This is a genomic window from Rhodococcus sp. DT1, assembly GCF_049844875.1.
Lineage (GTDB): Bacteria > Actinomycetota > Actinomycetes > Mycobacteriales > Mycobacteriaceae > Rhodococcus.
This window is the reverse complement of sequence record NZ_JBNCLW010000003.1, coordinates 345,081-362,870: the sequence shown is the minus strand read 5'-3', so window position 1 is coordinate 362,870 and position 17,790 is coordinate 345,081. Positions and strand designations below refer to the sequence as shown.

Here is a 17,790-nt window from a genome sequence, read left to right as displayed (position 1 = left end):
CGTGGGCTAGAGGGCGTTACGCCCGGTCGGGATCCGCGGCAGATCCCCTGTCCCCCTCTGCCCTGTCCCCGTCTGCCCTGTCCCCGTCGTCGCGGCTCAACGTTTCCGTCACCCGGGCACGACCGCGCTCGAGGACGTCGCCGAGCGCTCCGCCGACCGCCTTGAGAGGACTGTCGATGGAATCGAGCGCCTCGGCGACATCCGGATCTTCGTCCGCGAGCCAGCCGGCGTCATCGGCCCGGAAGGCCGCGCGGTAGTCGTCGAGATCGCGCCGCAGTGTCGACAGTGCGCGTGTGGTGCGGCTCGAGGACAGCCGGCGAACCACCTCCAGCGGCGATCCCTCCGCGAACCGCGCGAGGGTCCTGCGCGCCCGTCGCAACAGGTCGGCGTCCCCCTCGAAGTGCCGCGCGAGCGCGGACCGGGCAGCCGCGACGACCCCCGGATCGGAACCCTCCCGGGCGATGCGAACGCGATGCCACAGAAACAGACAGTCCTCGACCAGCACGAGCAACTGGAGTGTCTCGCCCAGTCGTTCCTCGACCGCGATCGTGTGCAGGTATTCCAGGTGCTCCGGCACCGGCCTGTCCGCGTCGGCTCCGTCGAGCAGGGCCGACGCGTGAGCCTGCACGCGCGCGACGGTCTCGTCGAGCCGCGACCCGAGCTCGGCCAGCGGCGTCCAGTCTGCGTCGGGCAGCGTGCCGCGGTGGTCGACTATCGCGGCAGCCCTGGTCAGGGCGTTGTGGCGCGTGACGATATCGCCCAGGGCGGGCGCCCCTACGGATGCGAGCACGCTTTCCACGGTGTCCGGAGCCGCGTCTTCGCCCTCGAGACGGACGATGGCCGCTTCCACGGACGCCACGGCCCCGCGCAGCGCGTCCACGACGGAATCGGTGGCGGTGGGTTCGGTGCTCGCGTCGGTCATTGCTCCATCGTGCTACGGACGAGAACCGATCGCATCAGGTGCCCTCGATCGTGGGCGGCAGCCGGCGGCGGCGCAGAGTCACCTTTACCGGACCCCCTGGGTTCTGTGTCCGGGCCGAGTCCGGCTCGCCCGGTCCGGTGCACCCATGGCAGAGAGCGATACCTGCGATCCTGGAGGGGTGGCGGACCCGAGTCGGATAGAGCGCATCGGTCCCGGCGACCTGACCGAACTCGTCTCGGATGTCGGGCCGGCGCCCCTCCACGTCGGCGCCGTGATCTTCCTCGCCGGTGGCGTCGAGCCGGACCCGGTGGCGCTGCAGGCCGCGCTCACCGAACGACTGACCGGGATTCGGCGACTGCGGCAGTGCCTGTCCGAACCTGCGCTCGGGCTCGGCCGACCCTACTGGCTGGACGACGAGCACTTCGACGTCGATGCTCACCTGTCGCAGGTGCGATGCCCGGTTCCCGGCAGCCGGGATGCCGCCATGGCCCTCGCGGTGGACGCACTTACCCGGCCGCTGCCGCGGTCGCGGCCGCTGTGGCGCGCGATTCTCGTCACCGACATCGCGGATCCGCACGGGAACACAGCACTGGTGATGGTGATGCATCACGTGCTGGCCGACGGGATCGGAGGACTGGCCGTGCTGGCGCATCTGGTCGACGGAGCAGACGTCTCGGACGAGCTGGGCCGCTCGATTCCGCCCGACCGGCACCGGGCCTGTCCGAAGCCGAGGACGAGAGAATTGCTCGCCGACAACGTGATCGAACGGCTTCGCAGCCTGCGCCGAGTTCCACAGTCCGTCGCGGGTCTTCCTGCAGCGTGGGCGGAACTCGGACGGGGCACCGGTGGACGTGCCCCCCGATGTTCGTTCAATGCGCCCACGGGTGTTCGACGTGCGGTCGGGACGGTCGAGGTGGATCTGGACGCGACCCGTGTGGAGGGGCGGCGATGGGGCGCGACTGTCAACGATGTGCTGCTGGTCGCCACCTCCAGTGCGCTTGCCGGCATCCTGCGCACGCGTGGCGAGTCCCCGTCCGAGTTGGTGATCTCGGTTCCGGTCTCTGCTCGCGGTGCGAACACGGACGGGGAGTTGGGCAATCAGGTCGGCGTCATGCCTGTCCGGGTACCACTGGCCGGAACTCCGGCGCAGCGGTTGGTTTCCGTTTCCCGCAGCACCCGTGCACAGAAATCGAACGTGCGAGGGCGGTCGGCGGCCCTGCTCGGCCCGCTGTTCCGCGCCCTGGCAGCCATCCGGATCTTCCGTTGGTTCGTGGATCGGCAGCACCTGGTCAATTCGTTTCTGTCCAACCTGCCGGGCCCGTCGTCACCGCTGAGGGTCGCCGGAGCCAGGGTCACCGCGATTGTGCCGCTGATCGTCAATACGGGAAACGTGGGCGTCGCCTTCGTGGCACTGTCGTATGCCGACACCCTGACAGTGACGATCATCGTCGATCCCGACCTCGTTCCCGAGGTTCGCGAACTCACAGAAGCCCTGCACGAACAGTTCCAGGCGATCACAGTCGGCGGCACGTCGGCGCAGTAGCCGCGACCGATCGTCCGGTGAGCGTGCTCAGCTCCGCACGCGTATCCACGCTTCTTCGAGGAGGGCGACCACGTCGGTCTCCCGTCGGGCCCGGTAGGCGGACAGAATTCGACGAGGCCGGGTTTCCGCACCCAGGCCCAGGGCCGTCGCGAACGCCTCGGCCATTCGGTCCTCGGGGACTACCTCAGGAGTCGTGTGCCCGACCAGCGCGAGCGCCTTGCGCAACGGTTCGGCGTTGTCGGCGACCGTGCGCAGCGGCAGCACATCGAAATGGCCGTCGGCGCGGAAATCGAGGAAGAGTTCCCCGTCCGCATCCACCCCGAGGTCCTCGAGGAATCTGCGGATCGACCCGAGTAGCGGTGCGGGCCCGGCCCAGCGCAGCGTCTGTCCTCCCAGGCGCGAAGGCAGAACGATCTCGCTCCCCGGATCGCACCCGACGATCGCGGCAACCGCCGACGGCACAGCACACTCGGCACCACGCACGTGATCACGCGTGACCGGAATGCGCAGGCGCCAGCCGTCGTCGAGCCGGTAGAGCCGACGGGTCCGCTCGGGTTTCGACACCGGCACGTGGGCACGCGGCCGGCGTCGCACGCGACCGTCGACCACCTCGAATTCGCCCCCGCCAGCGAAGGTACGGGCCGAATCGCCGGAGATCCCGAACCGCTCCACCAGCGCGGTCTCGACGACGTCGGCCGGAGCGCTGCCGTGTCGATCGTCGACGAGACGCGCGATGCGGTTGCGGATCGCGGTCACCACATCGGTGTCCCACTCCACGAGCGACCACCGGTCGTCGGCGACCGCAAAACGCTCGTCGTCGGACAGTTCCGCGAAAAGAGTGTGCACGTCGGCGTTCACGCCCATGCGGGCGACGAGTTCGTCGGCGGTGTGCGGATCACCCAGCACTTCGAGCACCTGGGCGGCGCGGCCGGGGAGGTCGTCGCGCGGCGCGAGGAGCCTGCCCTCGAACATCGCGGTCCCGCAGTACTCCGTCCACGCGGCGAACTCGTCCGGCGGCAGCGTCCAAGTTGCCTGCACGGCGGCGGGTTCGACGACCCCGTTGCCGGATTCGAATTCCGCGAGCAGTGCCCGGGTCTGTTTCTCCGCTTCGGGCAGATCGGGAACCGCCACCCAGCCGTCGGCCACCTCGAACCGGTCGTCGAGGCGGTGCAATACCTTCCACAACGGCGCGTCGAGTGCAGGGACCGGGCGGGTGAGGACCGGAAAGTCGCGCAGGATCCGGTCGAACGAGGCGACCGGCCGTACCCGCACGCGCAACGCCGCGAGCAGATCACCGACCGCCGTGCCGAACGGGAACGTCGACGGTGCCGCCGGGTCGTCGACGCCGTCCCGGACCCGTCGTCGCAGCGCCTGACGTTCCGGTTCGGGCAGCGCCTCGATGTAGTCGCCGAGCTCGGCAATGGGGTCGCCCGGCGGGGCGACCGGGAGATCGAGGGCGGTCAGCGCACGGATACGCGCTGCCACGGTCCGGACCTCCTCGGGCGCTCCCTCGTCGAGTTCCACACGCAGCAAGGGACTCTCGTGGTCGCCGCTGAGCATGCGCCAGCGCGCCAGCTGCGCGAGGTCCTCGAGGAGCAGGTCGAGCGCCGGAACATCTGTCCTCGAACCCGCAGACATCTCGGCGGTCCCGGGCGCGGAAGCAGCGGAGTCCGAGTCGCGCAGCACCGTCGCGACGAGGACCGCACACACGATCTCGTCGACGGTTTCGCGGTCGGAACCACGCACCACGAACAGGTCCGCCGGACTGCGACTGAACAACTCGGCGGTGGTGGGCGCGTGCGGAAGACGCGCGATCACCGTTGCCGCGGCGGCATCGAGGTCGAGCGCGGAGACCGGCACCTCCACCTCGCGGCGCAACGCATCCGCGAAGCGCAGGTCCGGGTGATCGGTGACGTAGATCCGGGCCAGCTCCGCGCACATCTCGGGGATGCCCGCCTCGTGCGCGGTGTCGGCGGGCGACTGGACCTCCCACCAGCGGGCGGTGGGAGCGAGCGCCGAGAGCGCGACAGTACGCGCCGACCCGTACCGATCGAGCCACGGCATCAGCTCACTCCACGGCCGGTCCTCGAGTTCCTCGACCGACAATGCCCGCGACCACAGCGACACGACCTGTTGCTCCTCTTCCACGACCGAGGGGACGGCCGCGGACACCGTTTCCGCGACCGACGCCCTGATCAGGACACCCGGCCGCCAAGCATACATTTCGGCCCGTCGGCGAGCCTTCCGCCGACGCGTGCACGCTCAGCGGGACCAGCGCGCATCACGTCGCGGCGGCATCACGTTCGGTGTCGCTCTGAGCTTCCGACCGCAAACGCAGCAACACCAGCCCCGCAACCGAGGCCACGATGAGCGAGCCCACCGCGCCGTGGACATGGAGGGCGTACACGGCGATGCCGGCTCCGACCAGACCGATGAGCAGCGCGAACCAGAGCAGCGCTTTCCCTACGAACACACTCATTTCCCCGTACCTTCCGGCAAGTCTCCATCCGATCCGAAGGATAGTGTCACTTGTCACAGATCCTTCGCCGGGCACGCGGTGTGTCCACGAATCGTGCTCGTCTTGCCGCGCGACCATACTGGGTCCGACGAGAACGATGCGCGAGAGGGTGGAGGCACGAGGTTGACCGATCCGAAGACCGGCAACGATCCTCAGGCGGACGTGGTGATCCTGCGGGACGTGACGCTGCGTGACGGCCTGCAACTCACCGGGAAGATGCTGTCCACCGAACGCAAGGTCGAGGTGGTGCGAGCCCTGTTCGCCGCAGGGGTACCGGAACTGGAGATCGGGTCGCTCGCCCGACCCGATCTCGTTCCTCCGATGGCCAACACCCTCGAACTGGTGTCGGCACTCACCCCGGAAGAACTCGATCGGTGCTGGGTGTGGGTCGCGACCCCGCGGCACGTGGAGAAGGCGATCGCGGCAGGCGTACGCCGCTTCCAATACTGCTTCTCGGTGTCGGACGCTCACAACCGGGCCAACATCGGCCGCGACACCGACGCGAGCCTCGAGGCGATGCCGGCTGCCGTGGACCAGGCACACGCCGTGGGGGGCAGCATCCAACTGTGTCTCGCCACGGCGTTCACCTGCCCGTTCGACGGTCCGGTCGACCCCGACCGGGTGCTGGAGATCGCGAACGACCCGCGTACCGACGGCACGGCGGACATCGTCCTCGCCGACACCCTGGGTCAGGCGGTACCCGGTCAAGTGTCGGCGCTGGTGACCCGGGTACGCGAGGAATCGCCGCAGCGGCGCATCGTCTACCACGGCCACGACACCTGGGGCCTCGGTGTCGCGAACAGTCTCGCAGCGGTGGCGGCCGGGGCGAGCGTGGTCGACGGCGCGCTCGCAGGACTCGGCGGTTGCCCGTTCGCGCCGGGAGCAAGCGGCAACACCGCCAGCGAAGACCTGCTGTTCGCGACACGTCCGTCGTGGCTGACACCGGCCGGTTTCGGTGCGCTCGTGCACCTCGGCGAGGGCCTCGTCACCGAACTCGGCGAACCGAACCGCTCCCGGGCGCGCCAGGGTGCGCGCTCCGACGCGCAGGCCTTCGAGTGGGTCCTGCGGTGACGGCGCACGGTCCCGCGACCGATCGGCGGGTGCCGTGCGGATTCTGATCGCACCCGACAGTTTCAAGGGCACGTACGGCGCGGCCGACGTTGCCGAGGCCGTGGCCACCGGCGCCGAGTCCGCAGGACACCGTGCGGTGCGCATGCCCGTCGCCGACGGTGGTGAAGGCACCCTCGACGCCCTGCTCGGCCCCCTCGGCCTCGAGCGCGTCGAGGCCGACGCGGTGAATCCGTGGCGGGTGCCGTGCCGGGCTGTGTTCGGCATCGGCCCGGACGGCACCGCCGTCGTCGAACTCGCCGCGGCGAGCGGCATCACCACGCCACACGACGGCCCGCGCGACGCGGTCACGGCGGACACCTACGGCACCGGAATGCTCATGGCCACAGCGGCGCAGCGCGGTGCCCGCCATATCGTCGTGGCGGCAGGCGGATCTGCGACCACCGACGGCGGGCTCGGCGCCATCGCCGCGATCGACGACGCCGGCGGCCTCGGTGGCGCACGAGTGACGGTCCTGACGGACGTCACGACCCGGTACACCGATGCGGCGCGGGTGTTCGGACCGCAGAAGGGCGCCGATCCCGCGACAGTCGAGGCGCTGACCCGGCGCCTCGAGGACACTGCGCTGTCGCTCCCCCGCGACCCGCGTGAGGTCGCCGGAACCGGTGCCGCGGGCGGGTTTTCCGGTGGCATGTGGGCACGGTTCGGTGCGGAACTGCGCTCCGGTGCCGACTTCGTGCTCGACTCCGTGGGTTTCGACGCTGCCGTGCGCGATGCGGACCTGGTGGTCGTGGGCGAGGGCAGGCTCGACGGGCAGTCGCGCGCGGGCAAGATCGTCTCCGCGATTCTCGCGCGCTGCGACGGCGTGCCCGTGGTCGCGGTCGTGGGCTCGGTCGGTGACGATCTCGGCGACTATCGCACCCGCTTCACCGATGTCGTGGTCGCGTCGGACACCGACGCGATGGTTCGGGCGGGCGCGGGACTGCGCCTCTGACACGGCGTTCGGCGTCAGGGCACGACGGGGCGCTCCGGTGCGCACGGATCCGGCTCTGCGGGTACGGCCCCGTCGGGACCGACGGCGCCGGGACCGGTGGTACCGGGGCCGCGATCCGCTCCGGAGGGGCCGGGCAGGTCGGGGTCGGACGCGCGGGCGGGCCACGACACCGGCCGCGCTGCTTCGCACGGGTCCGGTGTCACCGCGACAGGCGTTTCCGGTACCGGCACCGCCACCGAGGCCGGTTCCTGCGCGGGTGCAGGTTCCTGCGCGGGTGCAGAGGGTGACAGCGAGGTGCCCGGATCATCCGGCGTGGAACCGTTCGTCTGCGCGATCCCGCCCACGGCCACGGCGAGGCCGCCACCGAGAATCGCGACCAGTGCGACGAGAGCGGCGAGGAGGGCCGCTCCCCTGCCCCGGCCGGGTGCAGGCGCGGCGGCGGCCACCGGTTCGGTCCGTTTCGCCGCGACGAGCGATGCACCGGTCGCGCGATGCCAGGGCACGCCGTGCGGAGTGACGAACGGGACGCCCAGGATCGTTGCCAGTTCCCTCGCCGGTCCGGCGTCGCCGGGCTGCAGGTCGAGGAACACCAGGGCTTGCGGCGTCCGTCCCGCGCGGGCGATCGCTTCGTCCATCGCCTCCGGCAGCGATTCGGAGTACCCGCCGAACACGTCGCCGGACGGAGAGACCGACGCGAGCACGGCACGCGATCCCGTGTCGACGATCGAGGCGGATTCGACGCCTCCGGTGCGGGTGTGGACTGCGAGCACCGGGGTCGACGAGAGTTCCGGAGCACCGGCGAGGTACGCCAGCCGCGCGTCGTCGAGGTCGACGACCTGGACGGCGCTGTCGGTGACAGCCCCGATCGCGGCAGCGATGTCCTGGGTCTCGTCGGCGCCGCCGGGCGTCACCGTCAGCCCGATCGCCTGGATCGCCAACGAGGCCGTCGCGGCTCGCTCCGTCATTGCGACGACGGCTCGCGCCGCGGTGTCTGCAGCGGCCGCACCGCGTTCCGGAACCAGCCGCTGAGAGTCGAACGGTCCGAGCGAAGGCACGTCGGCGTCGACGAGTACCGCGCACACCTCACCGTCGTCCACGGCAATGCCGAGCATCGGACGCATATCCTGTCCCCTCGCCGACTCGCAGGTTTCAGCACGGAAAGCACGAGCGTAGCCGACGGCCCGGAGACAATCGGGGACAACTCGCCACCGGGGTCACTGCCGGTAGCAGCCGGTGGTGAGGGCGACCGTCGACGCGACGTAGCTCCCGAACGTGATGTACGAACCGTCCGCGGCGAACATCCGGAACGCGAATCCCACATCCGGCGGCATGACGAGCGGTTCGTGGAATCCCGAACGTGCCGCGACCTTCTCGACGACGGCAGCGGCCCGGCTCAGCGCGTCGGCGGGCACCGGCACCTCCGATCCGTAGATGGGCAGGTGCACGAGGACGCCGACGGCGCCGTCGGGCAGCGTGCACGCGGTCGACGTTCGCGCGAACCGCGGCGTGAAGTGCAGGTCCGGAAATTCTGCGGACAGCGCGGTGAGGACGGAGCGCTGCGCGCCGGTGTAGAACGCGACGGCACCTCGGCTCGTCGATGCCACCGGTTCCGGCTTCGCGACGGGGACCGGACGTGGACCGCAGGCCGGTAGGGCAACGAGAACAGCGAGCAGTACCACGGCGCGGATCACCGCGCGCCTCATGCCGCACCTCGTCCCGCAGCACCGGAGACGACCGCGGCGACCTGGTAGGAACTCGTCGAACCGGGCTGGAGATAGGAACTGTGCCCGGTGATCGCCGTGAGTGGTTCTCCGGTGGCCGACGCGCCCGCACCCGAGGGCAGATGCGTCAGCCCGTCGAGGAAGCTCGGGTCGCCGCCGAAAGTGCCCACGTCGGCAAACGCATCCCACCTGGCCTCCACCAGATAGGCTGCGCCCTCGGACAATCCGAGATCGCGCACGTCGTCCGTGCCGATCCCCGGTGCCCCCAGGAACACCGCGGCGTCGGCGTCGGCACCCTGCTGGAGCGCGAGACCCGCGACGACGGCGCCGTAGGAATGCCCCACCACGGTGATGTCGGGGGCGTCGGCCCTCGATGCCCCGAGACCGTCCAGGAAACCCGACAGGCGTGGTGCCGCGATCTGCGCCGCGAGATCGGAGACGGGGCTGCGCTCGGTGTACGCCAGCCCCCAACCCCATTGCGGCGCCTGATAGTTCAGCCACGTGACTGCGGCGACCCTGCCGCCGTTCTCCGCGGCGTCACCGAGGTGCTGATGTGCTTGGTCGCGTAACGCCGAGACCTGCGTGTCGTACCCGCCGAGACTGCCCTGGAGCGTGGAGCCCGCACCCGGCACGAATACAGCCACCCGGTCGGCGTCGTCGACATTCCCGACCGCGACCGCGGCCATCGCCTCCCGGCCCGTCAGATCGAGGGCCAGGAGATGCCGGTCCCCTCGTGCCAGCACCTCGTCGAGCGCGTCGATCGCCGCGAGTTTCTTGGCCGTCTGCTCGAGTCCGGCGTCCGCGTCGATGAACAGGCCGCCGAACACGGTGCCGCCGAGTTCGGCCTGCAACTGCGCCGCGACTCCTTCGAGTCGCCGGCGTTCGATGCCGAGGAGCGCGCGGTTGGCGGCGTCGCGCGCGCCGGCCGGAATTCCGTCCAGCGCTCCGATCACCGCGGGGTGCCCGGAGAACAGGGCGGTGCGGTCGCGCTCGTCCAGCCCGGCCCACCAGCGCGCGACCACGTCGGGTGGGGTACCCGGCGCGGGAGGACTCGGCAGGTCGGGCACCTCCGTGCGGGTGCCACCGAATCGCAAGGACGTGTTCTCGGCGCGGCCGGGCTCGTCGAGTTCGCGCGAGAGCATCTGCGCCGCCTCGCGGTCGAGTTCGGCGGCGTGCGCGAGCAGCGCGGCGACCCGAGCCTGGATTCCGGCACGGGCGGCGGTGGCCGGCGACGCGCCCGGCGCCGGATGCACGGTGCCGTCGTCGGCGACCTCGACACCGTTCGCGGCGGCGTCGGACCGTATCGCCTCGAGTCCGGCGCGGAGCGTCCGCAGCCTCGGCGCGACCAGGAGCGCGCAGTCCCGCACCCGGAGAAGCGAATCCGACCGGGCCGCAAGCGCCTCGGCGCACAGGGCGACCTGCCGACCGGCAGCGTCGTGCGCGTCACCGCCCCAGCGGCCTTCACACCGCGCCCGCATAGTCACCGCCTCGCGCACGTGCTCCACATCGGCAGCACATCGCCCCAGGGCTTCCTCGAAGTCGCTCAGCGCGTCCGGGTCCCACCGGATCAGATCGTGCATTCTCATGTTCTCCACCCCCTGCCGCGGCAGCGTAGGGGCAGAAAAACGGCCGGCCCGGCGGAGTGTCTCCGCCGGGCCGGCCGCTGTGGATGAAAAGGAAGACTGTGGATCGTCTCCCCGTCAGAGGTCCGAGATCGCCTCCAGCGGTGGTGTCTTCGCGGCACGATTACCGGGCCACAACGCGGCCAGCACGCCGATCACTCCGGAGGCCAGCAGCATTCCCACGACCTGCGACCACGGCACCGAGATGATGTCGAGTCCCTGGTCGGCGAGAGTCCGTACGAACGCCCAGCCGAAGGACAGGCCGAGGATCACCCCGACGATCGCACCGAACACCGCGATCAGCAGGGACTCGAGATAGATGGTGCGCCGTACCTGGTTGCGTTGCATCCCCACCGCGCGCAGCATCCCGATCTCACGTCGGCGTTCGACCACCGACAGCGCCAGCGTGTTGACGATGCCGAGGATCGCGATGACCACGGCGAGAGCGAGCAACCCGTACAGGATGGCGAGCAGAGTATCGATCTGCTGTGCCTGCTGACCCTTGAACTGCTCACGGTCGAGAACCTGGACGATCACGTATTCCTTGGTGGCGGCCTCGAGGCCCGACCGCACGGCACTCGGGTCCGCCCCGTCCGCGACGTTCATCAGCACGACGATCGCCGACCGGGTCGCCGGGGGTGTGAACTGCTCGTAGATCTGCTGGGACATCACCCAGGGGCCGATGATCTGACTGTCGGTGTAGACACCGGCCACGGTCGCGTCCACGGTGTTGCCGTCACGGCTCGTGACCGGGACCGTCGAGCCGACCGTCCAGCCCTTCTCACTCGCGGTGCTCTGGTTCACGAGCATTTCGTTGCCCGTGGCCTCCGGCACGCCTTCCACCATCTGCAGATCGATCACGTCGTCGAGCACGCCCGTCACCGCCGTGCCGAAACCGTCCTCTCCGTCGAGGTTCGCCCGGACACCGTGGACCGGCACCACTTCCACCACACCGTCGACCCCTTGCGCCGCGTCGGCCGCCGGGAGCGGAACTCCGAACATCTGCGGTCCGGTGAGCATGAAGTCTGCTTGGACACCGTTGTCGACGGCAGCGTCCACACTGGCCTTCGCCGACGAGCCGAAGACACCGATCACGGACACGAGCATCAGGCCCAGGGTGAGAGCGAATGCGGTGGCTGCGGTGCGCCGCGGGTTGCGGGTCGCGTTGGTACGTGCCAACCGGCCGACGGCGCCGAACGGGCGGGCGAACACCGCACCGAGAGCACCCACGACGGGCCGCGACAGCGCCGGTGAGGCAAGCATGACCGCGACGACGAGCAGGAACGCCCCACCGCCCACGGCGGAGGCCGCCCCTCCACCGGTGCCCTGCGCGCCGAACACGACGAGCACGACACCCACGACCGCCGCGACAATGCCCACGATCGTCCGTACCCGGAGGCCTTCGACGGTCCCGGTGGACTCCTCCCGCATCGCGGCGACAGGCGGCACCCGGGTCGCGCGGCGTGCCGGGGCATACGCGCTGATCGCGGTGACAACGACCCCGACGATCAGGGCCACGAGGACCGTGCGCGGCGCCAGTTGCAGCGGACCGGACGGCAATCCGAGGTCCGCGGCGTTCAGTGCGGCACGCAGGCCGTACGCGAGCGCGACACCCGCGGCGATACCGATGACGCTGCCGATCAGTCCGACGACGAGCGCCTCGAGCGTGACGGAGCGGCCGACCTGTTTCCGGCTGGCCCCGACGGCTCGGAGCAACGCGAGTTCGCGGAGTCGCTGCGCGACGATCATCGAGAAGGTGTTGTAGATGATGAACGTTCCCACCAGCAACGCGATCGCACCGAACGCGAGCAGGAAGTAGTTGAGGAAGTTCAGCGCTTCCGAGACCTCCGACTTGGTCTCTTCGGTGACCTCCGCCCCGGTCTGCACCTTCATGCCCGGCACAGCGGCCGCGACCTCGTCCCGCAGTTCGTCCGGGGACAGGGAGCCATCGCCCGCGATGTTGAGGAATCCGACGTGCCGGCCATCGGTGAACAGCGACGACGCCTGCGATTCGGTGAACATCGCCCCGACGTAGCCGCCGGTATCGGTCTCGAGGTTGTAGATGCCGCTCACCGTCACGGGGACCATGCCCTGCGCGATGGAGAGGATCGAGGTCTGGTCTCCGACCTCGAGGCCGCCGCGCTCGGCGGCGCTGGCGTTGAGCGCGATCTGGCCGTCCTCGGCGGGCGGAGTGCCCTCGATGAACTCCTGCGATTCGCCGACGAATTCCTCGGGCGGGAAGTACGCGTACCCCTCCACCGGGGCGCCCCCGGTCTGGATCGCGGCACCGTCGGAGCCGAGAAGGACGAGCGTACCGCCGATGTACGGGGTGGTTCGGTCGACGGCCGGAAGCGCCTCGACCGCCGCGATGTCCTCGACCGGCACGCCGCTCGAACCGGATTCCTCGGCGCTCACGCGAACATCGACGCCCTGCGCGACGTCGCCGAAGATGCCGTCGAACGTACGCTGCAGCGTGTCGGTGAAGACGAACGAACCGGTGATGAACGCCGTGCCGAGCACGACGGACAGCACGGTCAGCGCAAGTCTCACCTTGTGCGCGGCAAGATTGCGCAATGCCACCTTGCGGATGGGATTTCCACTCATGCTCGGAACGCTCCTACTTCGCCAGAGGTGACATGGCGGCAGGATCGAACTGCTTCATGCGATCCAGGACCGAGTCGGCGGTGGGGTCGCGCATCTCGTCGACGACACTGCCGTCGGACAGGAACACGACCCGGTCGGCGTACGCGGCGGCGCGCGGGTCGTGCGTGACGATCACGACCGTCTGCCCGAACTCGTCCACCGAGGCACGCAGGATGGACATCACCTCTCCGGACGAACGCGAATCGAGGTTGCCGGTCGGCTCGTCACCGAAGATGATCTCGGGGCGGCCGGCAAGCGCTCGGGCACACGCGACGCGCTGCTGCTGACCACCCGACAACTCACCGGGTCGGTGGCCGAGGCGGTCGCCCAGACCGAGGCGCCCGACGATGGTGTCGAGCCACTCCTGGTCGACTTTCCGTCCGGCGATGTCGACGGGCAGCGTGATGTTCTCGAGCGCGGTGAGCGTCGGGACGAGGTTGAACGCCTGGAAGACGAAGCCGACGCGGTCGCGACGCAGTTGCGTCATCTCCTTGTCGGACAGGCTCGTCAGATCGGTGTCACCGATGAACACCGCGCCGGAGGTCGCGCTGTCGAGACCGGCGAGGCAATGCATCAACGTCGACTTGCCCGATCCTGACGGGCCCATAATGGCGGTGAATTCACCGGCGGCGAATTCCACCGTGACACCGTCGAGTGCGTGAACGGCGGTTTCACCTGTTCCGTAGATTTTCTTGAGGTCCTGGGATCGGGCTGCGGGAGCCGAGTGCGATGGCATGAAACCATCTTCCTCGGCCGCACCCTCTCGCACCATCGGGGAGGACCCTGATCCCTGTTTCAGGGATTCTGCGGGTGCACCTGCGTCGGCAGCGGCTTCAGGCCCAGCGTGCCTGCCCACCGTCGAGCGGAACCGTCGCGCCGGTCAGGTAGCGGGCATCGTCGCTGACGATCCACGCGACCGCACGGCCGATGTCTTCCTCGCAGTCGCCGATACGCCGCAGCGGGATGGTCGCGACGAACTCCGCGGCTTCCTCGGGGCGGTTCTCCGTCCACCACTCCAATCCCGGGGACATCGCGTGGGGCGCCACGGCGTTGACGCGGATACCGTCGACACCCCATTCGGATGCGGCGGCGCGGGTCAGCGATCTGAGTGCCTCCTTGACCGAGGCGTACCCGCCGTACCCGGACATGTCCCAGCGCACGGCCGCGGAGCTGACCATATTGACGATCGAGCCCCCGCCGCGCGCCTTCATCAGGGGATACACCGTCTGCATCGCGTGCAGGGACGCCACCGGCCCGGTGCGGTAGGCGTTCTCCATCAGCTTCGCGGTGAGGTCGAGAACGGGTCCGAGCGGGTTGAGACTCGCATTGTTGACGAGGATGTCGACGCCCCCGAACAACTGAGCCGTCCGCTCCACCGCGCCGGTGATCTGGTCGAGGTCGGCGATGTCGCATCGGAGCGGCTCGGCGGTGCCGCCCACCTCCCGGATCTGCCGGACCGTGTCGTCGAGCTTGCTCTCGGTGCGGCCGGTCACCGCGATGGCGGCGCCCTCACGGGCCAGAGCCAGCGCGACGCCCTGACCGATTCCCTGCCCGGCACCGGTGATCAGTGCAACCTTGCCGTCCAGCTTGCCCATGAGATCTCCCTGTCGTCGGCGTCGACCGAATCAAGCAGATCCTGCGATCGCGCGCGGTATTGCCGTCCCGCTGACCGGGAAGCTCCCCTACCCTGGGTCCATGCGGATAGGCGCCCACGTCCGTCAGGACGACGACCCCATCGGGCAGGGTGAGCAGCTCGGCGCCGATCTGGTGCAGCTGTTCCTCTCGGACCCACAGAAATGGGACACCCCGGGTGAGCACCCGAGGAAGGACCAGATTCTCGCGTCGGACATCGACGTGGTGGTGCATTCGCCGTACGTGGTGAACGTCGCGAGTCTCAACAACCGGCTGCGCATGCCGTCCCGGAAGGCTGTCGCCGACCACGCCGAGGCCGCGTCGCACATCGGGGCTTTCGGCCTGGTGGTCCACGGTGGACATGTGCGCGACGGCGAAAATGTCGCGGCCGGTGTCGAGAACTGGCGGAAGCTGTTCGAACGCCAGGAGGACAAGGGCGGCTTCCCGGTGCCGATCCTGGTCGAGAACACCGCGGGCGGTGATTTCGCGATGGCGCGGTACATCGACGCGATCGGCAGGCTGTGGGATGCCATCGGCGACTACGGCGCCGGTTTCTGTCTCGACACCTGTCATGCGTGGGCGGCGGGCGAGGATCTCGTCGGCATCGTCGACCGTGTCAAAGCGGTGACCGGACGGATCGACCTGGTGCACCTCAACAATTCGAGAGACGAATTCGATTCGGCGCGCGACCGGCACGCGAACCTCGCCGACGGCACCATCGATCCGCAGTTGCTCGCCGAGATCGCCGTGACGTCTGGTGCGCCCGTCGTCCTGGAGACGCCCGGCGCCGGCATCGCCGGCGACATCGCGTACCTGCGCGAGCACACCGCCTAGGGCTCAGGAGGTCGCAGCATCGCTGCGCCACTGTCCGATACCCACCACTCACAGCAAGGCGAGGGCTTCCGCAGCGGGCGTATCCGGCGCCGCCGAGTAGACCAGCACGGACCGGTCCACGTCGGGTATTTTCGTCGACCCCTTCGGGCGAGTGCCGTGCGGTCAGCCCGACAGGTCGCCGGTGAGGTAGCGCTGCAGCGTCGGAGCGACGATCTCCACGATCCGCTCCGACGGCAGCGACGCGAGCGGTTCGAAGGCGAGGATGTACCGCACGAGCATGATCCCGGTCATCTGGGTCGCCACGAGTTCCGCCCGAAGGCGTCCCGTTCCGACGGGGTGGTCGATCCGGGCGAGCAGCGGTTCGAGCGCGACCTCGAGCAGCAGGGTCCGGATCAGACTGCCCTCGCCGCCCGCGATCTCCGAGCGGAACATCGCGACAGCGGCGTCGCGGTGCTCGGAGTCCCACAGCCCGATGACAGCGGCGGCGAGAGCGTGTCCGAGGTCCTCGAGGGGCGACGCGTACACCGGCGCAAGGACCTCGTGCGGATCCACGGGCAGTGCGATCGACGCGGTGAACAGATCGACCTTGGAGCCGAAGTAATGATGCACGAGGGCCGGGTCGACATCCGCTTTCGCCGCGACCGCACGGATCGTGGTCTTCTCGAAACCTTTGGCGGCGAAGAGTTCCCGTGAGGCGTCGAGGATGGTCTCACGCGCGCCGGATGCTCCCGGCCGCCGTCCCGACCGCGGGCTCACTGCGTGCGACGACGCAGTGTCGCCGCCCCCAGCGCCAGCGCCACCGCGATGAACCCCACGACGACGACGAGATTGCGGAGCATCGGACCCGTCGTTCCCTGCCGACTCGCGACCTCCTGCAACGCTTCGACCGCGTAACTGAGCGGAAGGACATTGCTGATCCAGCGCAGCCAGTCCGGGAGATCCTCGCGCGCCACGAGCAGGCCGCACAGCAGGAATTGCGGAATCACGAGTACCGGCATGAACTGCACAGCCTGGAACTCGGTGCGGGCGAACGCACTACACAGCAATCCCAGCGAGACGCCGAGAACTGCCACCAGGATCGCGATCACGAGAACCCACGCGACCGGACCCGCGGCGGCGACACCGAGCAGCCCGAAGGCGACCGCGCACGCGAGTCCCGCTTGCACCACCGCAGTCGACGAGAACGCGCTGGCATATCCGGCGAGCAGGTCGAGTTTCGCCAGGGGCGTGGCGAGGATCCGCTCGAGGGTGCCGGACACCCGTTCACGTTGCATTGCAATGGACGTCACGAGGAACATCACCACGAACGGCAGTATCCCGAGCATGACTATCGCGATCCGGTCGAACAGCGATCGTCCGTCCGGGCCCGGGGGAACGTTCTGATACATGAAGTACAGCAGGATCATCAGCAGGCTCGGCACCAGCGTGATCATGGCGACCGTACGGTGATCTGTTCTCAGTTGCCGCAGGATCCGTACGGTGGTCGCGGCATAGATTCCAGGATTCACGACCGTGCTCCCGTCCGGGTTCGGATCAGCCGGAGAAATGCGTCTTCGAGAACCTCTTCGCCGGTTCGTTCCCGTAGTTCCCGGGGGGTGAGTTGAGCGACGAGGCGGCCGTCGCGCAAGAGCAGCAGGTCGTCGCAGCGGTCCGCCTCGTCCATCACATGGCTGGACACCAGTACCGTGACTCCTCGTCGGGACAGCGAGCGGAAGTGTTCCCACAGTTCGACTCTCAGCACGGGATCGAGACCGACCGTGGGTTCGTCGAGTACGAGCAGGTCAGGATCACCGACGAGCGCGCACGCGAGCGACACGCGTCCGAGTTGCCCACCGGACAGCGCGTCGGCGCGGGTGCGGGCGTGGCTTCCGAGCCCGACTGCCTCGATCGTCTCGTGGACGGCGGAGCGAGGTCTGCCGTAGAGGGAGGCGAAGTAGGCGACATTGTCGGTGACGGTCAGGTCCGGGTAGACGCTCGCCGACTGGGTGACGTACCCGACGCGACGGCGGAGTTCGACTGCCCCGGCGGGGAGACCGAGCACGGTCACCGTGCCGGATTCGACGATCTGCCCGCCCACGATCGAGCGCATGAGCGTGGTCTTGCCACAACCCGACGGGCCGAGCAACCCGGTGATCGAGCCGCGCGTGACCTGGAGAGAGACCTCGTCGAGGGCGAGATGGGAACCGCGGCGAACGCGAAGATCGTGCACATCCACGGCGAGGGAGTTCGATGGAGTATTCATCGCGACTCAATTCATCGAGCGTTGAAATATGCGTTACGCCTACTGTCCGCC

Annotated in this window: 16 protein-coding genes; 4 read left to right on the top strand and 12 right to left on the bottom strand. The window is 69.3% G+C overall.

From position 1 onward, the window contains the following. Positions 1-16 precede the first annotated feature (16 nt). On the bottom strand, positions 17-922 hold the full coding sequence (locus ACLQ3J_RS09430) for a hypothetical protein (protein WP_425902944.1): 906 nt from the start codon (positions 920-922) through the stop codon (positions 17-19). Positions 923-1,067: 145 nt separating this feature from the next. Between ACLQ3J_RS09430 and ACLQ3J_RS09425 the strand changes: the two genes are divergently transcribed. After that, the gene (locus tag ACLQ3J_RS09425) at positions 1,068-2,465 is read left to right on the top strand and encodes a wax ester/triacylglycerol synthase domain-containing protein (RefSeq protein ID WP_425902943.1); all 1,398 of its coding nucleotides are present in this window, start codon (positions 1,068-1,070) and stop codon (positions 2,463-2,465) included. A 27-nt stretch (positions 2,466-2,492) separates the two neighbouring features. On the opposite strand, the gene ACLQ3J_RS09420 is transcribed toward ACLQ3J_RS09425, so the two are convergent. Both ACLQ3J_RS09420 and ACLQ3J_RS09415 read right to left on the bottom strand, forming a co-directional pair. Then, positions 2,493-4,688 (bottom strand): hypothetical protein, encoded by a 2,196-nt coding sequence (locus ACLQ3J_RS09420; RefSeq protein ID WP_425902941.1) that lies wholly within the window; start codon positions 4,686-4,688, stop codon positions 2,493-2,495. Between the two features lie 58 nt (positions 4,689-4,746). Then, complete coding sequence (locus ACLQ3J_RS09415; RefSeq protein WP_169652649.1) at positions 4,747-4,944, bottom strand: hypothetical protein; 198 nt, start codon at positions 4,942-4,944, stop codon at positions 4,747-4,749. A 204-nt stretch (positions 4,945-5,148) separates the two neighbouring features. On the opposite strand from ACLQ3J_RS09415, the gene ACLQ3J_RS09410 reads away from it, so the two are divergent. Beyond that, the gene (locus ACLQ3J_RS09410; RefSeq protein WP_425903168.1) at positions 5,149-6,054 is read left to right on the top strand and encodes a hydroxymethylglutaryl-CoA lyase; all 906 of its coding nucleotides are present in this window, start codon (positions 5,149-5,151) and stop codon (positions 6,052-6,054) included. Between the two features lie 34 nt (positions 6,055-6,088). Next, positions 6,089-7,045, top strand: coding sequence for a glycerate kinase (locus tag ACLQ3J_RS09405; protein WP_425902940.1), 957 nt, complete (start codon positions 6,089-6,091; stop codon positions 7,043-7,045). Between the two features lie 14 nt (positions 7,046-7,059). Here ACLQ3J_RS09405 and ACLQ3J_RS09400 read toward each other — a convergent pair whose 3' ends face one another. The 6 genes from ACLQ3J_RS09400 to ACLQ3J_RS09375 all read right to left on the bottom strand — a co-directional run bounded on the left by ACLQ3J_RS09400 (position 7,060) and on the right by ACLQ3J_RS09375 (position 14,626). Further along, positions 7,060-8,157 (bottom strand): hypothetical protein, encoded by a 1,098-nt coding sequence (locus tag ACLQ3J_RS09400; protein ID WP_425902939.1) that lies wholly within the window; start codon positions 8,155-8,157, stop codon positions 7,060-7,062. A 102-nt stretch (positions 8,158-8,259) separates the two neighbouring features. Continuing rightward, positions 8,260-8,748: an LppA family lipoprotein gene (locus tag ACLQ3J_RS09395; protein ID WP_425902938.1), complete on the bottom strand. Its 489-nt coding sequence runs from the start codon at positions 8,746-8,748 to the stop codon at positions 8,260-8,262. Continuing rightward, positions 8,745-10,352, bottom strand: a complete 1,608-nt coding sequence (locus ACLQ3J_RS09390) for an alpha/beta hydrolase (RefSeq protein WP_425902936.1) — start codon at positions 10,350-10,352, stop codon at positions 8,745-8,747. Before ACLQ3J_RS09390 ends, ACLQ3J_RS09395 begins: the two co-directional genes overlap by 4 nt. A 114-nt stretch (positions 10,353-10,466) precedes the next feature. After that, a complete protein-coding gene (locus ACLQ3J_RS09385) occupies positions 10,467-12,992 on the bottom strand; it encodes an ABC transporter permease (protein WP_378527365.1) in 2,526 nt (841 codons plus the stop codon). Between the two features lie 13 nt (positions 12,993-13,005). Then, a complete protein-coding gene (locus ACLQ3J_RS09380; RefSeq protein ID WP_169622656.1) occupies positions 13,006-13,767 on the bottom strand; it encodes an ABC transporter ATP-binding protein in 762 nt (253 codons plus the stop codon). 97 nt (positions 13,768-13,864) lie between these two features. Then, positions 13,865-14,626, bottom strand: coding sequence for an SDR family NAD(P)-dependent oxidoreductase (locus ACLQ3J_RS09375; protein WP_425902934.1), 762 nt, complete (start codon positions 14,624-14,626; stop codon positions 13,865-13,867). A gap of 100 nt (positions 14,627-14,726) precedes the next feature. Between ACLQ3J_RS09375 and ACLQ3J_RS09370 the strand changes: the two genes are divergently transcribed. After that, positions 14,727-15,497 carry a deoxyribonuclease IV gene (locus ACLQ3J_RS09370; protein ID WP_296548926.1) on the top strand — a complete coding sequence of 257 codons (771 nt, stop codon included), beginning with the start codon at positions 14,727-14,729 and terminating at the stop codon, positions 15,495-15,497. Positions 15,498-15,659: 162 nt separating this feature from the next. Here the strand turns inward: ACLQ3J_RS09370 and ACLQ3J_RS09365 are convergent, their stop codons facing one another. Genes ACLQ3J_RS09365 through ACLQ3J_RS09355 form a run of 3 tightly spaced genes read right to left on the bottom strand, consistent with a single transcriptional unit; the run spans position 15,660 to position 17,739 of the window. Then, positions 15,660-16,253: a TetR family transcriptional regulator gene (locus ACLQ3J_RS09365; RefSeq protein ID WP_425902932.1), complete on the bottom strand. Its 594-nt coding sequence runs from the start codon at positions 16,251-16,253 to the stop codon at positions 15,660-15,662. Continuing rightward, entirely contained in the window at positions 16,250-17,005 is a 756-nt protein-coding gene (locus ACLQ3J_RS09360; protein ID WP_425902931.1) for an ABC transporter permease, read from the bottom strand. Before ACLQ3J_RS09360 ends, ACLQ3J_RS09365 begins: the two co-directional genes overlap by 4 nt. Then, positions 17,002-17,739 (bottom strand): ABC transporter ATP-binding protein, encoded by a 738-nt coding sequence (locus ACLQ3J_RS09355; RefSeq protein ID WP_425902930.1) that lies wholly within the window; start codon positions 17,737-17,739, stop codon positions 17,002-17,004. The genes ACLQ3J_RS09360 and ACLQ3J_RS09355 overlap by 4 nt, the downstream gene beginning before the upstream one ends. Positions 17,740-17,790 lie beyond the last annotated feature (51 nt).

Coding starts and splice junctions, on each gene's coding strand:
- ACLQ3J_RS09430 (WP_425902944.1), bottom strand. CDS start 922: ATGACCGACGCGAGCACCGAACCCACCGCCACCGATTCCGTCGTGGAC.
- ACLQ3J_RS09425 (WP_425902943.1), top strand. CDS start 1,068: ATGGCAGAGAGCGATACCTGCGATCCTGGAGGGGTGGCGGACCCGAGT.
- ACLQ3J_RS09420 (WP_425902941.1), bottom strand. CDS start 4,688: ATGTATGCTTGGCGGCCGGGTGTCCTGATCAGGGCGTCGGTCGCGGAA.
- ACLQ3J_RS09415 (WP_169652649.1), bottom strand. CDS start 4,944: ATGAGTGTGTTCGTAGGGAAAGCGCTGCTCTGGTTCGCGCTGCTCATC.
- ACLQ3J_RS09400 (WP_425902939.1), bottom strand. CDS start 8,157: ATGCTCGGCATTGCCGTGGACGACGGTGAGGTGTGCGCGGTACTCGTC.
- ACLQ3J_RS09395 (WP_425902938.1), bottom strand. CDS start 8,748: ATGAGGCGCGCGGTGATCCGCGCCGTGGTACTGCTCGCTGTTCTCGTT.
- ACLQ3J_RS09390 (WP_425902936.1), bottom strand. CDS start 10,352: ATGAGAATGCACGATCTGATCCGGTGGGACCCGGACGCGCTGAGCGAC.
- ACLQ3J_RS09385 (WP_378527365.1), bottom strand. CDS start 12,992: ATGAGTGGAAATCCCATCCGCAAGGTGGCATTGCGCAATCTTGCCGCG.
- ACLQ3J_RS09380 (WP_169622656.1), bottom strand. CDS start 13,767: ATGCCATCGCACTCGGCTCCCGCAGCCCGATCCCAGGACCTCAAGAAA.
- ACLQ3J_RS09375 (WP_425902934.1), bottom strand. CDS start 14,626: ATGGGCAAGCTGGACGGCAAGGTTGCACTGATCACCGGTGCCGGGCAG.
- ACLQ3J_RS09370 (WP_296548926.1), top strand. CDS start 14,727: ATGCGGATAGGCGCCCACGTCCGTCAGGACGACGACCCCATCGGGCAG.
- ACLQ3J_RS09355 (WP_425902930.1), bottom strand. CDS start 17,739: ATGAATACTCCATCGAACTCCCTCGCCGTGGATGTGCACGATCTTCGC.